Origin of the sequence: Pseudochrobactrum sp. B5, assembly GCF_001939785.1 — a bacterium.
Classification (GTDB): domain Bacteria; phylum Pseudomonadota; class Alphaproteobacteria; order Rhizobiales; family Rhizobiaceae; genus Pseudochrobactrum; species Pseudochrobactrum saccharolyticum.
Genome location: NZ_MOYL01000003.1, coordinates 245,493 through 262,754, shown reverse-complemented (window position 1 = coordinate 262,754; position 17,262 = coordinate 245,493). Strand labels below are relative to the sequence as shown.

The window sequence follows — 17,262 nt, the reverse complement described above, 5'->3', positions numbered from 1 at the left end:
TTTTACTGTAACTGCGTTTCAGGCAGAGTTTGCAGAAATTCATCAAGGCTTGGTTTGAAATCAGGCGCAATATTTGGCCGCTGCGGTGTTTCCTGCGGAAGTGTTGTTCCTGCACCCGCAGCTTCTTCCGCACGTCTGCGCAAGGCTTCTTCAGCTTCAATACGCTCGCGTTTGCGGGCTTCTGCTTTCGCAGTATAATAATCAGCCTCGCGCTTCAGACGCTGCTTTTCAATAATCAAAGCCTGTGCCGCCTCTACCCGCTGTTGTTCCCGCAACAAGCCGCGCTGGGTCAAGAACTGTACCATCGGTTGATAATCGAACTGCAATTGCGGCTGCTGCCATCCGCCGGAAACCGTGAACTGCAATTGCGGGGTCACATCATTCCGCTCATGCTGCGGCAATACCAGATCCAGCCGCCCGCTGCCGCCCCAGAGAAAGCGGTTCAGGTCAAACTGCAAATCCGCCTGCACTATGGCTCTTTCATTCTCTGCCTTAACAGACGGCGCACGGATAATCCCTCCGGCAAGCGACAACGGAGCCTGAATCCGGGCAGTGCTTATTTGTCCGTCCTGCGTCAGGCTTTTCGACAATGTGCTGCGCTCGGCTTCGGCCTGTTTCGGCTCAACCTGAGAGAGAGCCGTATCCGACAATTCATCGGAGCGTCGCAACAAATCCGGTAAAGCTGTGAGATTAAATCCTGCAATAACAGGCTGCTCAACAGTCACCGCCCCCTCACCGGCCAGAGAATGCACCAGATCAGCCATCGACTTGCCGCTGCCCGTAAAGCCCAGCTTGATATCACTGGCCCCACTCACTGGCGGCTGCATATCTTCCGGCTGATAGAGCACCTGCATATCCCCGCCGGAAAGACGCAAATCCCCGTTGGTGAGCAAGGTTCCATTGGCATTATTCAGCTCCAGTTTGCCGGATAGTTTGCCATTGGCCCACTCACCGCCAATATCACTGAGCTGTAATTGCTGGTCGTTTTTGATGATACGCGCAGAAAAATCGCTGAATGTCGCTGCATCAGTCAGCGCAGCCTGTGCGGCACTGACTTTCAAATCCATACCCAGCGGAAGATTGGTTCTGTTACCAAAGCCGGTTTCAGACCAGCTCCGGCCGTCAGCGCCCGTGATATCTGCAACCGACAGACCGCTCATCGCCGCAAATAATGCAGCCAGATCAAAACGCTCCAGCTTTATCTCGCCGCGCAATTGTGCAACCGACTGATCGCTGAGCGATCCGTCCAGTCTGGCGTTTACAGTCTCATTATCCAGCTTACCCTGCAAATTCGGCAGCCGGACGATATTTTTCCCGAACTGAAAATCGCTGACGATATCCACCGGCAAACCTGAGCCAAAACCACGGCCAAATGGCAGGGCATAACCGGCAGTGGCCAGAAACGGCTCCAGATCATCACTTTTCAACACGGCTTTGCCGCTGGCTGTCAGTTCATCGCCGGTCAGTGTAATCACACCATCAAGACGGGCATTGCCATCATCACCGCTGATTTCCAGCGCGGTTTTCATACCGGCAACCGGCGCACCCTGCGCCTGCAGATTAATCTCCGCCTCTCCCATCAGACCCAGCGGCACAACAGGCAGGCCGAGCAGCGCCAAGGCAGCTTCACCCGAGGCCGCTTTGGCATTGGCCGTCAGCGATAATTGCATCGGCTCGGAACCGGCCAGTGTCCCTTTTGAGGATCCGGCAACAGACAGGATCAGCGCGCCGCTCTGACCATTCAGGCTGAAAGAAAATTCGGCAATATCGGATTTTGCACCATCTGCCGGATTGCTTCCCGCCTTGACACGGCTGCCCCGTGCTTTGGTATCTTTTGCTTCCGTTTTCTCGGTTCCGGCATCGTCAGTCTTCTGCGCATGCGCTCCGTCTCCGAACAGGTTAACCGCATTCACAAGCAGATCGAGCTTGGTGCCGGAGAACAAATCCGGATAAGCATTGGCTCTGGCGGAAAGCGCAGAAATAAGCGGCTCACGCGGGAAAACTGCATCGAGCTGGCGCAAGGCAGGGCTGAGATCATCAGCCAGAATTGTCGCATCGAGAGACGCATTGACCGAATTATCAAACGGCCGCAATGATCCGGTTGCCGAAACAGTTGCGCCTTCCAGACCGCTGACCAGCAGCCTGTCAAAATCCAGCTTGCCATTGCTCAGACGAAATGCGGTATCCAGCTGTTCCGCTTCCAGCCCTGCAAATTTAACGGGGCCTGCCTTGAGATTAACCGTCAGATTTTCACCGGCAAGTGCCGACAGGTCGCCTTCCCGCAGGAACATCCCACTCAGCAACTGCATTGTGCCTGCATCCAGAGCCTTGCCCTGAATATTCAGTACCGAAGATGCCGCGCGGCTTTCACCGCCACTGCGTTCAAAACTACCCTGAAGAACGGTTTCGCCCAGCACAATTTCCAGATCATCGACACTCTGGGCATCTTTATTCAGATTAATCTTGCCGGAAAATCCGGCGGCAGGAACCTGCCCCGCCAGCGCTTTGCCGCTATCGCCGGACAACCATGAAGCAAATCCGGCAGGCTGGCGTGACGCCAGCAGGAAACTGCCGTCAAAACCGAAATTTGCCCCGAGCTGCAATTTGCCCTTGGCTTCAATCTGGGTACGCCCCGGAAGATCTGCCTGTAACTGACTGATATTCCATGAATCCTTATCCGGTTCAGCACGGATAATCACAGAGCGGATGGTTGTTCCGCTTGCCACAATAGCTGGCAGTCGCAGATCAATATTGCCCGGAATATCCGGCACCGGTACACGCTCCAGCAATGTCTGCAAGAAATCAATTTTCTGCCGGAAGGACATCACCGGCTGCGTCGGTGCAACAGTCTCATCTTTGAGACTGACATCCGGCTTCATCCCGTCAAGATAGACCTGCTGGCCATCCGCACTAATCATGAAATGCGGGTTCTCTGCCAGATCAAGCTGTGCCTTACCGTTAATCACATAAGGAGCATCGGCATCACCCTGCTCCATCCGGAATTCTTCAATATTGAAGCCGCTGTTCTGTGCTTCGAATTTTCCGGTCAGCCGCAACTTATCAAGGGTAACGGCAGAGGTAATACCTTGCTTTTTCCGCTCTTCATCGCTCAAAGTAAGAAATGAAAACTGCCCTTTATAAACAGGCTTGCCGTCCGCAACCGTTACATCACCTTCTGTATCCAGCGTCAGCGGCAGATCAGAAGGACGCAGGCCGATGCGCAAACGCAGCGGATTATCAGGCTTTTTCTCGGCCGTATTGATATCAACATTGAAAACCTGCCCGTCGGCCTGCAATGTGCCGTTGATACGCCACGGCCCCATCAAACTGTCCGCAGACAGGGTAGCATTGATGGTCTGCAACTCCTGACGACGCCCGCGCACTTCATCCTGCAGCGTAATCTGCCCGTCGCGTAAAGTCAGCTTTTCCAGCTTTATTCTGGAGCCGGCCAGATCACTGTTCTCCGGTAAAACCCAATTGAGATGTCCCTGCTTGTCCAGCCCTGCAAAAAGATGCGGTTTTTCCATCCGCATATCAAAGATCAGAATTTCACCGCGCAAGAAGGGCATTAATTCCGCATCCATGGAAAACTGATCCATGGTCAGGGCACTCTGACCGTTTCTCCCTTCAACGCGCACATCGGAAAAAGTAACGGACGGAAACGGAAAAAGCCGTGCTTTTGCTGTCCCGTTCACATGCACCGGCCGGCCTAAAATCCGGCTGGCTTCCAGTTCAAAACGGTCGCGATAGCCTGTCCAGTCGATAAAAGGCGGTACGACCAGCGCCAAAGTCAGCACCAGTACCAGCAAACCACCAATAGCAACGAACAAACGCCCCAAAGTCTCACTCCGGCTGAGTACAGCCATCTGCTAACAAAACTGCTTTGCAGTCATTGTCATTTATGAATCACATTTCAGCGCGCACCATAGCGGCTCGCAGCCTGCGACAACAAGGTAATTTCACCATGACAAAGGCTGTATGCACCTGAATAGAGCCGTAAACTCGTGTCCAAAGATAAGGACACGGCTTGATCCTCTGGTATCTAACCGCTACAGCTGTCACATGACAGCCAATATCATTTTGTTTTCATATCTTCGGCCGCTTACGCTTCACACCCGAATTGACTTTATATCTGTGACATTATCATGAATTATTCAACGTCCGAGACCAATTCCCAACTTATGGAAACCATTCCTGATTTCTATGAGACAGCCGTTTTCAAGCGGGATATTTTCTCGGAAACCCGTGCAGGCTATTTTGTCGGCGAGCCGGAAACCCGTATCATCCGCCGCGTTGTCAGCGCAGCTCCGTGGTGGTCAAGCCCGCTGGCATGGTGGCTGGCGCGCCGTGAAATCCGCGGCCTCAAAAAAGTGCGCGGCATCAAAGGCACACCTCAGCTTCTGGCAACAGACAAACACGGCTTGTTCCGCACATGGACGGACGGCACACCGCTGCATCTGGCACGCCCGTCCCATCGTGAATGGTATTTGTCTGCCCATCGTATTCTGCGCGATATGCGCCGCATGGGCGTTACCCATAATGATCTGCAAAAGCCGCAAAACTGGCTGATGACGCCGGAAGGCGAAGCCGCTGTGATCGACTTTCAGCTGGCTTCCGTGCATCGCCGCCGTGGCGCTTATTACCGGTTGATGGCCTATGAGGATTTCCGCCACCTCATCAAACAGAAGCGCAATTTCGCACCTGATCTGATGACACCAACGGAAAAGCGCATTCTGGCACGCCGGTCACTGCCGTCACGTATCTGGCTGGCAACAGGCAAAAAAGTCTATAATTTTGTTACCCGTGGCATTTTCAACTGGTCTGACGGTGAAGGTACGGGCGACCGTATTGATAATGAAGGTCCGGCAATTATTGCGGCGCTGAAATCCGATCCACGTGTGAAAGATGTGTCTCTGAGTCTCTATTCCCTGCCTGCAAAAGGTGTGGGGATTTATGCTTTTGTTGAAACACTGAATGCGGACGAAAAGTCACTGCGTGCACGCCTTAAAGGTTATAAAGTCGAACTGATCCAGCCGGTTGCCCATTTGCCGCGCCGTGAGGACGGCACTGTGCGCGAAGATATTCTGCGCCTTGTTGCCATGAACCAGATGACAGAACTGGACGATCTTCTGCTGCGCGAGCCGGATATGCGCCCGCTGGTGGAAGCGCTCGCCGCGCATCGTCTTAACTTCACGGATCGCCGTATCACGCAGATGGAATAGGATTTTCCAGCCTGTAAATTTTAAAAAACGCAACGAATGAAGTGCCTGTAAGCTCTGCAGGTACTTTATTTGTTCTGGTCTATGGCGTTTCGCTTAAGAATCATTACATTCGGAACTATGTCAGACTTTCCAGACGATATTCCCTTCTTCGGGGAGCCGGATGTACCGGCTACACCTAAACCGCAATCTGGTCCAAAAGCCGGGATTGCCGCGCGGGCTATGCAGGCGCGCAACCAGCAGCGCGGTGAACCAGATTATCTGCAAGGGCTAAACCCTGAGCAGCGGCAGGCGGTCGAAACGACTGAAGGGCCGGTTCTGGTTCTGGCCGGTGCGGGCACCGGTAAAACCCGTGTTCTGACCACGCGTATTGCGCATATTATTCAGCAGGGTTTGGCATTCCCAAGTCAGATCCTCGCAGTGACTTTTACCAATAAAGCCGCACGCGAGATGAAAGAGCGTATCGGTCATCTTCTTGGCGGTGCGGTTGAGGGCATGCCATGGCTCGGCACTTTCCACTCTATCGGGGTGAAGATGTTGCGCCGCCACGCGGAACTGGCCGGACTGCGCTCTGACTTTACCATTCTTGATACGGATGATGTGATCCGCCTGCTCAAGCAGCTTATTCAGGCTGAAGGGCTGGATGACAAACGCTGGACGCCGCGTTCTTTCTCGATGATGATCGATGGCTGGAAGAATAAAGGCTATGGCCCGTCTGAAATTTCGGAGGGTGATGCCCGTGCTTTTGCCAATGGCAAAGGACGTGAACTTTATTATGCCTATCAGGAACGGCTGAAAACGCTGAATGCCTGTGATTTCGGTGATCTTCTGCTGCATCCGATCCGGATTTTCCGCAAACATCCGGACATTTTGCGCGAATATCATGCACGTTTCCGCTATATTCTGGTGGACGAGTATCAGGATACCAACACCGCACAATATATGTGGCTGAGACTGCTGGCGCAAAGGCCTAGCTCTAACGCAAACACCCAATCAGCATCAACACAACCACATAGCACTCCCAACGCGACCGACTGGTCGTCGGCTGACTTTTCAGCCGCCCCTGCGGAGCGCAGCCGCGCTAGCGGCGACAGCGTGAGCACAAATAAAACAACACAACAGATTAACATCTGTTGTGTTGGCGATGACGATCAGTCGATCTATGGCTGGCGCGGGGCTGAAGTCGACAATATCCTGCGCTTTGACAAAGATTTTCCGGGCGCAACAATTATCCGTCTTGAGCGCAATTACCGCTCCACACCGCATATTCTTGGTGCAGCTTCCTATCTGATCGCCCATAATGAAGGGCGCTTTGGCAAAACACTGCTGCCGCAGGCAGCCAGTGAAGATGATCAAAAAGTGCATGTGCATGCGGCTTGGGACTCAGAGGAAGAAGCCCGTGCGGTCGGTGAAGAGATAGAACAAGCGCAGCGTCGCGGTCATCTGCTTAATGATATGGCTATTCTGGTGCGTGCCTCGTTCCAGATGCGTGAGTTTGAAGACCGTTTCGTAACACTCGGCCTGAATTACCGCGTTATCGGCGGCCCGCGCTTCTATGAGCGTCAGGAAATCCGTGATGCAATGGCCTATTTCCGCGTTGTTGCCCAGCCTGCCGATGATCTGGCTTTTGAACGTATCGTCAACACGCCGAAACGCGGCCTTGGTGAAGCCAGCCTGCGTTTGGTGCATGATTATGCACGCGCAAAAAATATGCCGATGCTGCAGGCGGCGGAAGATCTAATTGCAACGGAAGAGCTGAAACCAAAAGCCCGCTCGGCACTGCGTGAAGTGGTCGAGAACTTCCGGCGCTGGCAGGGACTGCTGGATAACAAGTCTCATACAGAACTGGCAGAGATCATTCTCGATGAATCCGGTTATACGGCGATGTGGCAGAATGACCGCTCTGCCGAAGCACCGGGGCGTCTGGAAAACCTCAAAGAACTCATCCGCTCCATGGAAGAATATGAAAGCCTGCGCGGCTTTCTCGAACATGTGGCGCTGGTGATGGATACGGAACAGAATGAAGGCATGGATGCTGTCAGCATCATGACCCTTCACTCGGCCAAAGGTCTGGAATTTAAAACTGTGTTCTTACCGGGCTGGGAAGAAGGCCTGTTCCCGCATCAGCGTGCGCTGGATGAAGGCGGTCGCTCAGGGCTGGAAGAAGAACGTCGTCTGGCCTATGTCGGCCTGACCCGCGCCAAGAAAAATCTGCATATCTGGTTTGTGTCCAACCGCCGTATTCACGGCATGTGGCAGACCACGATCCCGTCCCGCTTTCTGGAAGAATTGCCGGAAGAGCATGTGGATATTGCGGAATCCGACAGTTCCTATGGCGGCGGTTATGGTCAGTCACGCTTTGATGCCGTGGGACGCGGTGATCCATTTGCCAATTCCTATTCCACACCGGGCTGGCAGCGGGCGCAGCAAAACCGCTCCGATGCCACGCGCAACAATTGGGGCTCCCGCTCCGGTGCTAATGTTGAGCGCATCGGTTATGGCGAAACAGATTCCGGCTTCGGTGCCGGTCGCGGCTCGGTCAAAGGCAAAGTGATTGACGGCGAGCTGGTGGCAAAATCCGTTTCCTCAACGCCGTCAGACTTTAAGGTCGGCGACCGTGTTTTCCATATGAAATTCGGCAACGGCAATGTCGCCTCAATTGATGGCAACAAACTGACCATCGACTTTGACCATGCCGGACAAAAACGCGTCATCGACAGCTTTGTGAAACGGGTATAAAAATCTGCTGACGCTTGAGTTTAGAAATAATATTCTAACATTAATATGTATGAGAGTATAACTTCATCAAGGCGCTACGCAACGCAGCATAACATTGCTTAACCGAGCCATGAATCTCCGTTAAATTTCGAACCAACGAGCGAAGGAGCAAATTTGCCCCTTCGCTTCACTTGTTTTGAAAGAAAAATTCATGTCCGTCGCTCATGTGAAAAAATCTTCTGCGCAGGCCAAGCCACTCTATCTGAATTTCGGTTTTCAGGTATTGACGGCGATGGTTATCGGCCTGCTGCTCGGTCTCGTTGCCCGTAATATGGGGCCAGATATCAACGGCAATGCCAACTGGCTGTCTGTCACCCTGCAGACAATAGGCTCTATCTTTGTGCAGATGCTGCGTGCGCTTGTGCCGCCGCTGGTTTTCACCGCGATTGTGGCCTCTATCGCCAATCTGGCTGCGCTTAACAATGCCGCCAAACTGGTCTGGCAGACCCTGCTGTGGTTCGCCATCACATCCCTTATCGCTGTGCTGATCGGTATTGCTCTGGGTTTGATTATTCAGCCGGGCATCGGTTCCGGTGTTGCCGCAGAAGCTGCCAAAGCGCCTGCCTCTTCCGGCTCATGGCTCGACTTCCTTAAAGGTCTGGTGCCTGCCAATATGCTCGGCCTTGAAGCCAGCACCAAACTTGGCAAAGATGCTGCCACCACTTCGCTCAATTTCAACGTGCTGCAGATCCTTGTTATCGCCATTACTTTCGGTGTTGCGGCACTGAAAGCCGGTGATGCTGCCAAGCCTTTCCTCGCCTTCAACCAGTCTTTGCTCGTTGTGGTGCGTAAAATCCTGTGGTGGGTTATCCGCCTCACCCCGCTCGGCACCATCGGCCTGCTTGGCCGCGCTGTTGCTCAATATGGCTGGGAAACTCTGGTTCAGCTCAGCTGGTATGCCGCAGCCGTCTATATCGGTCTGGCAATCGTGCTGTTCGTGGTCTATCCGGCAATCCTGATCTTCCACGGTCTGAAACCATCCCGTTTCTTTGCCGGTGCATGGCCTGCAATCCAGCTGGCTTTCGTGTCCCGTTCTTCCGTCGGTACACTGCCGGTAACTGAAGCCGTGACCGAGCGTAATCTGGGTGTGCCGCGTGAATATGCAGCTTTTGCTGTGCCTCTTGGTGCCACCACTAAAATGGACGGTTGTGCTGCAATCTATCCGGCGATTTCGGCGATCTTTATTGCGCAATATTTCGGCCTGCCGCTCGGCCTTCAGGAATATGTGCTGATCGCTTTTGTATCGGTACTGGGTTCGGCTGCAACTGCCGGTCTCACCGGTGCGGTAGTGATGCTCACCCTCACACTCTCCACCCTCGGCCTGCCGCTGGAAGGTGTCGGCCTGTTGCTGGCGATTGACCCTATCCTCGATATGGGACGTACCGCTGTTAACGTTGCCGGTCAGGCACTGGTACCAGCCGTTGTTGCCAAGCGCGAAGGTATTCTTGATGAAGCTGTCTATAACAGCGAAAAGAATATCGACGATATCGATCCGTCACATCTGACAGCGCAAGGCGTTGCTGCTTAAAACAAAAAAGCCGGAGGAAACTCCGGCTTTTTTTATTATCCGCCGGTCACCACATCATAGATCAGTTTCAGGTTCAGCATGATCACGATCAGCGCCACAATCCATGCCGCCCCTGTCAGCCATAAAGGCGCGCGCAGAGCACCCATCTTTTTACGGTCTGATGTGAACAAGATCAGCGGCACAATGGCGAATGGCAGCTGCAAACTCAGCACCACCTGACTGAGGATCAGCAGATTGGCAGTTCCCTTATTGCCATAGAGCATCGTCACAATAATCGCCGGTATAATAGCAATACCACGCGTAATCAGCCGTCGCAGCCATGGCCGGATGCGAAAATTGATAAAACCTTCCATCACGATCTGCCCCGCCAGCGTCGCCGTTACTGTCGAGTTCAATCCCGCACAGAGCAGCGCAACACCAAACAGGATTGGTGCCAGCGTGCTGCCGAGCAGAGGCGCGATCAGGGCTTCCGCCTGTTCAATCTCCACCACATCAGTACGTCCAACCTTGTGAAAAGTCGCTGCGGCCAGAATAAGAATAGACGCATTGACGGCCAGAGCCAGCATCAGCGCAATGGTGGAATCCCATGTGGAATAGGTAATAGCCTCGCGTTTTTCCTCTAAATTACCGCCATATTTACGCGTTTGAACAATGCCTGAATGCAAATAGAGATTATGCGGCATCACCGTTGCGCCAATAATCCCCAGCGACAGATACAGCATTTCCGGATTGGTCACGATTTCAGTGGTCGGTGCAAAGCCACGGATTACAGCGCCCCAGTCGGGATCAGCCAGCGCAATCTGCACCAGAAAACACAAAGCAATAATGCAAAGCAAAACCAGCACATAGGCTTCAATCCAGCGGAAACCCTTGCTCTGCATATATAGCACGACAAAAACATCGAGCGCGGTCAGCAACACACCGAGTTCCAGCGGCATACCAAACAACAGATTAAGCGCAATCGCCGTGCCGATCACTTCGGCAAGGTCGGTGGCACAGATCGCAATCTCCGCGCCGATCCATAAGAACCATGCCATCGCCGGAGAATAAGCATCGCGGCAGGCCTGCGCCAGATCGCGCCCCGTTGCCACAGCCAGACGCGTGCAAAGCGATTGCAGCAAAATAGCCATGATGTTGGAAACCAGCGCCACAACCAGCAGCGTATAGCCAAAGCGCGAACCACCGGCGATAGACGTCGCCCAGTTGCCGGGATCCATATAGCCGACTGCCACCAGATAGCCCGGCCCTGCAAAGGCGGCAAATTTTCTCCACCGCGTGCCATGACGCGGAATTGCAATGGAACCATTGACCTCAGCCAGCGATTTCGCTGCCGGTTCCTGACGCCATGCGCCGGAATTGTCAGCACCCTCTGCCAGTGGAAATTCATTTTTCTTCATGAAAAATCTTCGCGCACAAATGACAATGAAACTCATTTGCAACTAAATGCCTGATTTTTCCTGTCGTCAAGAAAAAACAATTCCCCGTATCGTAACAGGGAAATACAGGCATAAAAAATGCAGCTTAGAGCGACGTGCGCCCCATTGGGCGCACGAAGGTCGCTCTAACACTTAAAAATTACGCTTCAGAACCGGCATTTAAAAAAGCGCTTATTGCGGCTTACCTTTTTCCCACATCACATCACCGCGATAGAGCGGCACAGTTGAGAGCGATGTTTTGGCAGAACCATCCTGCACCTGTGAGGCATGCGCCAGATAAATCAGCGTATTATTGGTCTGATCGTAAATACGGGTAATGACCAGCTTCTTCCAGATCAGGCTGGTGCGCTCGGAAAATACCCGCTCACCGCCTTTGCCGAGCTTGATATCTCCGATGGTAATCGGCCCTGTCTGCTCACAGGAAATCGACGCATTGGACGGGTCTTCAAACCAATTCCCTTTCTGCAGCCGGTCGATCATACCACGAGAGAAAGATGCCAGATGACAGGTCACACCCTGCACTTTCGGATCGCTGACCGCATCAATCACAATATCATTGCCGAGCCAGTCCACACCAACTTTGCCGATTTCCTCCGCCTGCACCATGCTCAAGCTTGTCAAAGGAGACAAGGCCAACATTGCGCCCAGAGCTGTAACGGTCAGAAATTGCTTCATAAACATCTCCTGCATTCAGATTTGAATCAAATATGGAGTGACTTACGCATCCCCCGCCAAAGGCAGCCATTTATCGAGAAAAGCATTAATCTCCATGGTCTGAATATCCGGCAGCGCTTTATAAATCAGCTCCACCGGCCAATCCCACCATGCACTCTGCAACAGGCGCTCAACCGTCTTTTCATCAAAACGCTGTCGCAGAATTTTTGCAGGCACACCGGCAACAATCATATAGGGTGGCACATCTTTAGAAACCACTGCATTTGCGCCGATCACGGCACCGGTGCCAATGCTCACACCGGGCAAAATCACCGCACCATGACCAATCCAGACATCATTACCGATCGTCACCCGTCTTGAGGAACGGTGTGCACGGTAATCCATATCCACGCCGATATTGCGAAAATATTCATTCGGCCGGTAGGTCATTTTATGCATAGTCAGGCGCTGCATCGGATGTTCCAGCGCATTGATCCGCACATTGGAAGCAATGGAACAGAAATGCCCGATCTCGGCATAAATCCCCTCTCCGTTGCGCTCCAGATAGGTGAAATTACCGATCTGCACATCACGCAGGATCACCCGTTCGGCGATTTCGGTATATTGTCCGAGTTTAACGGATTTCAGCTGCGCGCTCGGATGAATTTTCGGCTGCACATCACGCGAAAACTGCAAAACATCCTCACTCATCACGTTTTATTCCTGCATAAGTTCAATTTCAAAAATTTCTGAAATTTCATAAAAGATGGGAAAATCATACAGACAGCCTTTGCCAAACTGCCACAAGCCAGCTATAACATTATTATGACGACAGCTGATAGACAGGCCAACGGACACGAGAGCAGAAAATTGCTTTGGATTAGCGGCGTGGTATTAATCACCGCTCTGGCCGCTGGCGCTTTGTTTGCAGGCTGGATGAATTACAGCGACACCATATTCATGACCATGCTCATGGATGGTATTTCATGGTGCTTCTGAGGATCTGATTTATGCGTAAATATCTTCCCGTTCTGGTGCTGTTTGTTGCCGCTTTCACAATCGGCATTGTCGGCTTTCAGGCCTATCGCGACAAACAAATGGCCTCCGGCGAAGAGAGCCCTTATGGCGGCGCATTCAAGCTTGTCTCTATGAATGGCAGTGAGATCACCGATCAGTCTCTGCGCGGCAATCCTTCAGTCGTGTTTTTCGGCTATACCCATTGTCCGGTTGTCTGCCCGACCACCCTCTTCGATCTCGACAGCTGGCTGAAAGAGCTCGGCCCTGAAGGCGCGGCTATTCGCGGCTATATGGTCACTGTTGATCCTGAGCGTGACACACCGGAATATATTCAGAAATACATTACCAATGTCTCCGACCGTATCACCGGCATTACTGGCGACCCGAAGGACATTGCTGCAATGCTGAAGTCCTACAATATCTATGCCAAGAAAGTTGATGAAGACGGCGAGAATTACACGATGGATCACACTGCATCTATCCTGCTTCTCGACAAGAACGGCCGTCTGCGCTCAACCATCGCCTATGGCGAACCGTCAGAAACAGCAATTTCCAAGCTGAAACGTCTGGCAGCAGGCTGATTATAGCGGATAGCATTCGCATCTGACTAAGCTTCGTGATAGAGCAGTTTTCCTGAGTAAGGAAACTGCTCTATTCTTTTTTATAACTCCAATTCAGAGACCCCACATGGCACAGTACCGCTTATATCTCACACGGGACAAAGATCAGGCTGAGCAGATTTTCGATCTGCTGGAACCGGTATTTGAAGAAGACGGTCTGCCGCTGGCCAATACTGAAATTGATGAAGACAAGCAGATTTATGAAATCTCGCTTTATACCGAAGACAAAGCCGGTGCCGATGAAGCCCTGCCGCGCATGGCCGCTTGTCTGGGTCTGAATCCGGAAGAAATCGGTGTGGAAGAACTGCCGGATATTGACTGGGTTCTGCATTCTCTCGAAGGTCTGAAGCCTGTTCGAGCCGGTCGCTTCTTTGTTCACGGCTCCCATGACCGCGACAAGCTGCAGGATGGCGATATCGGCATTGAAATCGATGCAGGTCTTGCTTTTGGCACCGGTCATCACGGCACCACCGCCAGCTGCCTTGAGATGATCGAAGAAATTGTTGCGCTTGAAGAGCCTAAGAATGTGCTTGATCTCGGCACAGGCAGTGCGGTTCTCGCCATTGCAGTTGCCAAGCTGCGCGATATTCCGGTTCTGGCCACCGATATTGATCCTGTTGCGGTCGATGTGGCGCAGGAAAATGTGGAGAAGAACGGTGCGGATAAATGGGTTTCCACCCTCACCGCCACCGGTTTTGACAATCCGGAAATGCAGGCGCGTGCGCCATTTGATCTGATCGTAGCCAATATTCTTGCCAATCCGCTGATTGAACTGGCAAGCGAGATGCGCGCCCATATGAAAGATAATGGCTCGCTGATCCTCTCCGGCATTCTGGAAACCCAGCGCGACAGCGTTATTGCAGCTTATGAAGCGGCTGGCATCGAGCATCACAAAACTATTTACAAAGAAAGCTGGGTTGCTCTTCACCTCAAGCCAAAGCTCTGATTATAATGAGGGTCTAACCTTTTTCAGGATCAGAATCTCATGTTTCAGAACTTTGAAGTCAGCAGCAATCCGGCAACCGGTGCGCCGCGTGTAGCCAAATTGCGCGAGGAACTGAACCGTCTTCAGTTGGACGGTTTTCTTGTGCCGCGCGCCGATGAGCATCAGGGCGAATATGTGCCGCTGCGTGCTCAGCGCCTTGGCTGGCTGACAGGCTTCACCGGTTCTGCCGGTGCAGCGCTGATCCTGAAGAATAAAGCCTATGTCTTTGTTGACGGGCGTTACACATTGCAGGTGCGCACTCAAACAGATCCGGCCGTGTTCGACATTGAAAGTCTGGTCGACAATCCGCCTGCCTCATGGCTGGAGAAAAACGGCAAAGGTCTGGTCATCGGCTTTGATCCGTGGCTGCATACAATTGCAGAAACTCGCGCGCTGAAAGCTGCCCTTGAAGCACAGGGCGGCCAGCTCGTGCCGGTGCAGGACAATCTGGTTGATCTGGTCTGGACTGACCAGCCTGCCGCCCCACTGGAACCAGTGACTATTCAGCCGCTGCAATATGCCGGTCAGGAGCCACGTGCCAAACTGAATTGTTTGAGTGAAGCAGTTGAGAAAAGCGGTGCTTCAGCCACTATTCTGACAGACCCCGCCTCCATCGCATGGGCGTTCAATATTCGCGGCCGCGATGTCAGCAATACACCGCTGCCTTTGAGCTTTGCACTGATTGCGGCTGACGGCCAGCACATTCTGTTCATTGATAAGCGTAAGCTGCCGATTGAAACCGAAGCCTATCTGACGCAGCTGACCAAAATCACTGCGCCAAATCTGATGGAAAACACGCTGGCTCAACTGGCAGGTGAAGGTGCAAGCTTCATGCTTGATCCTGCACTGGCTGCGGAAAAGCTGCGCATGATTATCACGCAGGCCAATGGCACAGTGGTTGAAGGCACCGACCCTGCCCGCCTGCCCCGCGCGATGAAGAACAAAGCCGAACTGGATGGCTCCCGTGCCGCCCATGAGCGTGACGGCGTGGCCATGGTCAAGTTTTTCTCATGGCTCGACAGCCAGCCTGCCGGCAGCGTGGACGAAATCAGCGCCGCTCAGCAGCTGGAAGAAAGCCGTCGCACAGTCGGCGAAATGTTCCAGAAGCCTCTGGAAGACCTGTCTTTTGACAGTATCTCCGGCGCAGGGTCTGACGGAGCAATCATCCATTACCGCGTCAATACCGATACCAATCGCAAGCTCAAAGATGGCGAGCTTTATCTGATTGATTCCGGTGCGCAATATCGTGACGGCACTACGGATATCACCCGTACCGTGGCGATTGGTGAAGTCTCTGCTTTTGAAAAGAAGACTTTCACGCTGGTGCTGAAAGGCGTTATCGCACTGTCCCGCCTGCGTTTTCCTGTCGGCACACGCGGTCAGGATATTGATGCATTTGCCCGTGCCGCTCTCTGGCAGCATGGCTATGACTATGCACATGGTACCGGCCACGGCGTTGGTTCTTATCTCGCTGTGCATGAGGGGCCGCAGAGCATTTCCAAGCGCGGTGCGCAGGAGCTCAAAACCGGCATGATCCTGTCCAATGAGCCGGGCTATTATCGTCCGGGCGAGTTCGGCATCCGTATTGAAAATCTGATTATCGTCAAAGAGCCGCAAGCAATTGATGGCGGCGATATCGCAATGCATGAGTTTGAAACACTGACTTTCTGCCCGATTGATCGTCGCCTCATCGATGTTTCATTGCTCAATGCGGATGAACTGACATGGCTCAATGATTATCATGCACAGACACGCGACAAATTACTGCCGCATTGCTCGGAAGACGAAAAGAGCTGGCTGATTGCTGCGACCGAAACCCTGTAAAGCCCTGCCATACAGACATAAAAAAACCGGCGAAATCGCCGGTTTTTTATTATCAATATCATACCGATCTCAGAACGGCATATATTGGCGCAGCAGCACAATCAGCACACCACCAAAAATACACAGTGGAATAATACCGATGCGGAATGCCGCCAATGTGCAGAGCACCATGGTCAGAAACTCTTTCCACCCCGCATTGAAAGCAGCCGGAGCAACAAGCGTTGTCAGCACTGCCGCAGGCACGGCATTGAGACCAGCCTCAACGCGATAATGCACACGCTCAAACTGCGAAAGAATGAGATGCCCGCCGATACGGGTGATATAGGTCAGCACAGCCGCGCCAAAAATAATCCAAACAGTTGAAGACATTACTGCACGTCCTTCACAGTTTTCACCGGTTCATCATCCAGCGTAATCACGGTTTCACGACTAGACAGCGGCTTGGCAATCACAACAGCCATGACAATACCGCCGATTGCACCAACGGTGACATGCCACGGCGAGCCGATCCAGAAATAAGCAGCAACGGAAGTCACGGAACTCGCCGCAACAATCGGGAACCAGTTTGTACGGGAGCGAAAGCCCATCACCAGACCGAGGAAGTAAATTGGCAGCAGCATATCAAGACCGATGGCTTTCGGATCACCGATCATCCCGCCGAAAGTCGCACCAATATAAGCTTCAATTACCCATGACAGATAAAGCGGAATGGCCAGCCCCATATACCAGACAAAGGTAATCGGCTTTTTCTGCTCCGCCTGCTTTTCGCTTTCCGCATATTGAACATCGGTCAGGAAAAAGAAGGCCACAATCTGCTGCAACGGCGTGAAATGCTTAATCAACCGTCCTGTGCCTGCAGAATAGAGCACATGGCGGAAATTCACCGCGAAAATCGACAGCAGGATCATCCATGGTGCAACATGTTTGCCAAACAGCTCCATACCCACCAGCTGGCTGGCACCGGCAAACAGTGCCGCGCTCATCCATACCGATTCACTGACATTCAGGCCGTTATCAACGGCAACAACACCAAACAAAATGCCAAAAGGCGCGACCGCCGCCATAACCGGCCCGCCGCGTCTTGCACCATCCCAGAATTGTGCAAGTTTACCTGTCTGGGTACCAGACAGGATTTTTGGATTACATCCATCCATCATCATTACCAGTATTTTTCAAACGCGCCTTAAAGCCCGCGTTTACA

13 protein-coding genes are annotated in these 17,262 nt (G+C 52.8%); 7 read left to right on the top strand and 6 right to left on the bottom strand.

Going from position 1 to position 17,262, the window contains the following annotated elements:
- Nucleotides 1–2: 2 nt before the first annotated feature.
- A complete protein-coding gene (locus BKD14_RS11595) occupies nucleotides 3–3,839 on the bottom strand; it encodes an AsmA family protein (RefSeq protein WP_075656161.1) in 3,837 nt (1,278 codons plus the stop codon).
- 306 nt (nucleotides 3,840–4,145) lie between these two features.
- Here BKD14_RS11595 and BKD14_RS11590 point away from each other — a divergent pair, with 306 nt between their 5' ends.
- The 3 genes from BKD14_RS11590 to BKD14_RS11580 all read left to right on the top strand — a co-directional run bounded on the left by BKD14_RS11590 (nucleotide 4,146) and on the right by BKD14_RS11580 (nucleotide 9,525).
- Complete coding sequence (locus tag BKD14_RS11590; protein WP_028233748.1) at nucleotides 4,146–5,222, top strand: serine/threonine protein kinase; 1,077 nt, start codon at nucleotides 4,146–4,148, stop codon at nucleotides 5,220–5,222.
- A 117-nt stretch (nucleotides 5,223–5,339) separates the two neighbouring features.
- Nucleotides 5,340–7,958 carry a UvrD-helicase domain-containing protein gene (locus BKD14_RS11585; RefSeq protein WP_075656159.1) on the top strand — a complete coding sequence of 873 codons (2,619 nt, stop codon included), beginning with the start codon at nucleotides 5,340–5,342 and terminating at the stop codon, nucleotides 7,956–7,958.
- A 190-nt stretch (nucleotides 7,959–8,148) separates the two neighbouring features.
- Nucleotides 8,149–9,525, top strand: a complete 1,377-nt coding sequence (locus tag BKD14_RS11580; RefSeq protein WP_075656402.1) for a dicarboxylate/amino acid:cation symporter — start codon at nucleotides 8,149–8,151, stop codon at nucleotides 9,523–9,525.
- 35 nt (nucleotides 9,526–9,560) lie between these two features.
- Here the strand turns inward: BKD14_RS11580 and BKD14_RS11575 are convergent, their stop codons facing one another.
- From BKD14_RS11575 to BKD14_RS11565, 3 genes are all read right to left on the bottom strand, one after another.
- On the bottom strand, nucleotides 9,561–10,922 hold the full coding sequence (locus BKD14_RS11575) for an Nramp family divalent metal transporter (protein ID WP_075656400.1): 1,362 nt from the start codon (nucleotides 10,920–10,922) through the stop codon (nucleotides 9,561–9,563).
- 210 nt (nucleotides 10,923–11,132) lie between these two features.
- Nucleotides 11,133–11,600 (bottom strand): CreA family protein, encoded by a 468-nt coding sequence (locus BKD14_RS11570; RefSeq protein ID WP_245293633.1) that lies wholly within the window; start codon nucleotides 11,598–11,600, stop codon nucleotides 11,133–11,135.
- Between the two features lie 78 nt (nucleotides 11,601–11,678).
- Nucleotides 11,679–12,326, bottom strand: coding sequence for a DapH/DapD/GlmU-related protein (locus tag BKD14_RS11565; protein ID WP_083647057.1), 648 nt, complete (start codon nucleotides 12,324–12,326; stop codon nucleotides 11,679–11,681).
- A gap of 159 nt (nucleotides 12,327–12,485) precedes the next feature.
- On the opposite strand from BKD14_RS11565, the gene BKD14_RS19655 reads away from it, so the two are divergent.
- The 4 genes from BKD14_RS19655 to BKD14_RS11550 all read left to right on the top strand — a co-directional run bounded on the left by BKD14_RS19655 (nucleotide 12,486) and on the right by BKD14_RS11550 (nucleotide 16,061).
- Nucleotides 12,486–12,614 (top strand): hypothetical protein, encoded by a 129-nt coding sequence (locus BKD14_RS19655; protein WP_255560626.1) that lies wholly within the window; start codon nucleotides 12,486–12,488, stop codon nucleotides 12,612–12,614.
- Between the two features lie 11 nt (nucleotides 12,615–12,625).
- Complete coding sequence (locus BKD14_RS11560; RefSeq protein ID WP_022711382.1) at nucleotides 12,626–13,213, top strand: SCO family protein; 588 nt, start codon at nucleotides 12,626–12,628, stop codon at nucleotides 13,211–13,213.
- Nucleotides 13,214–13,319: 106 nt separating this feature from the next.
- A complete protein-coding gene (locus BKD14_RS11555; protein WP_075656153.1) occupies nucleotides 13,320–14,198 on the top strand; it encodes a 50S ribosomal protein L11 methyltransferase in 879 nt (292 codons plus the stop codon).
- 39 nt (nucleotides 14,199–14,237) lie between these two features.
- Entirely contained in the window at nucleotides 14,238–16,061 is a 1,824-nt protein-coding gene (locus BKD14_RS11550) for an aminopeptidase P family protein (RefSeq protein WP_075656151.1), read from the top strand.
- Nucleotides 16,062–16,130: 69 nt separating this feature from the next.
- On the opposite strand, the gene BKD14_RS11545 is transcribed toward BKD14_RS11550, so the two are convergent.
- Both BKD14_RS11545 and BKD14_RS11540 read right to left on the bottom strand, forming a co-directional pair.
- Nucleotides 16,131–16,430 (bottom strand): AzlD domain-containing protein, encoded by a 300-nt coding sequence (locus BKD14_RS11545; RefSeq protein ID WP_022711379.1) that lies wholly within the window; start codon nucleotides 16,428–16,430, stop codon nucleotides 16,131–16,133.
- Complete coding sequence (locus BKD14_RS11540) at nucleotides 16,430–17,215, bottom strand: AzlC family ABC transporter permease (RefSeq protein ID WP_075656398.1); 786 nt, start codon at nucleotides 17,213–17,215, stop codon at nucleotides 16,430–16,432. The genes BKD14_RS11545 and BKD14_RS11540 overlap by 1 nt, the downstream gene beginning before the upstream one ends.
- Nucleotides 17,216–17,262 lie beyond the last annotated feature (47 nt).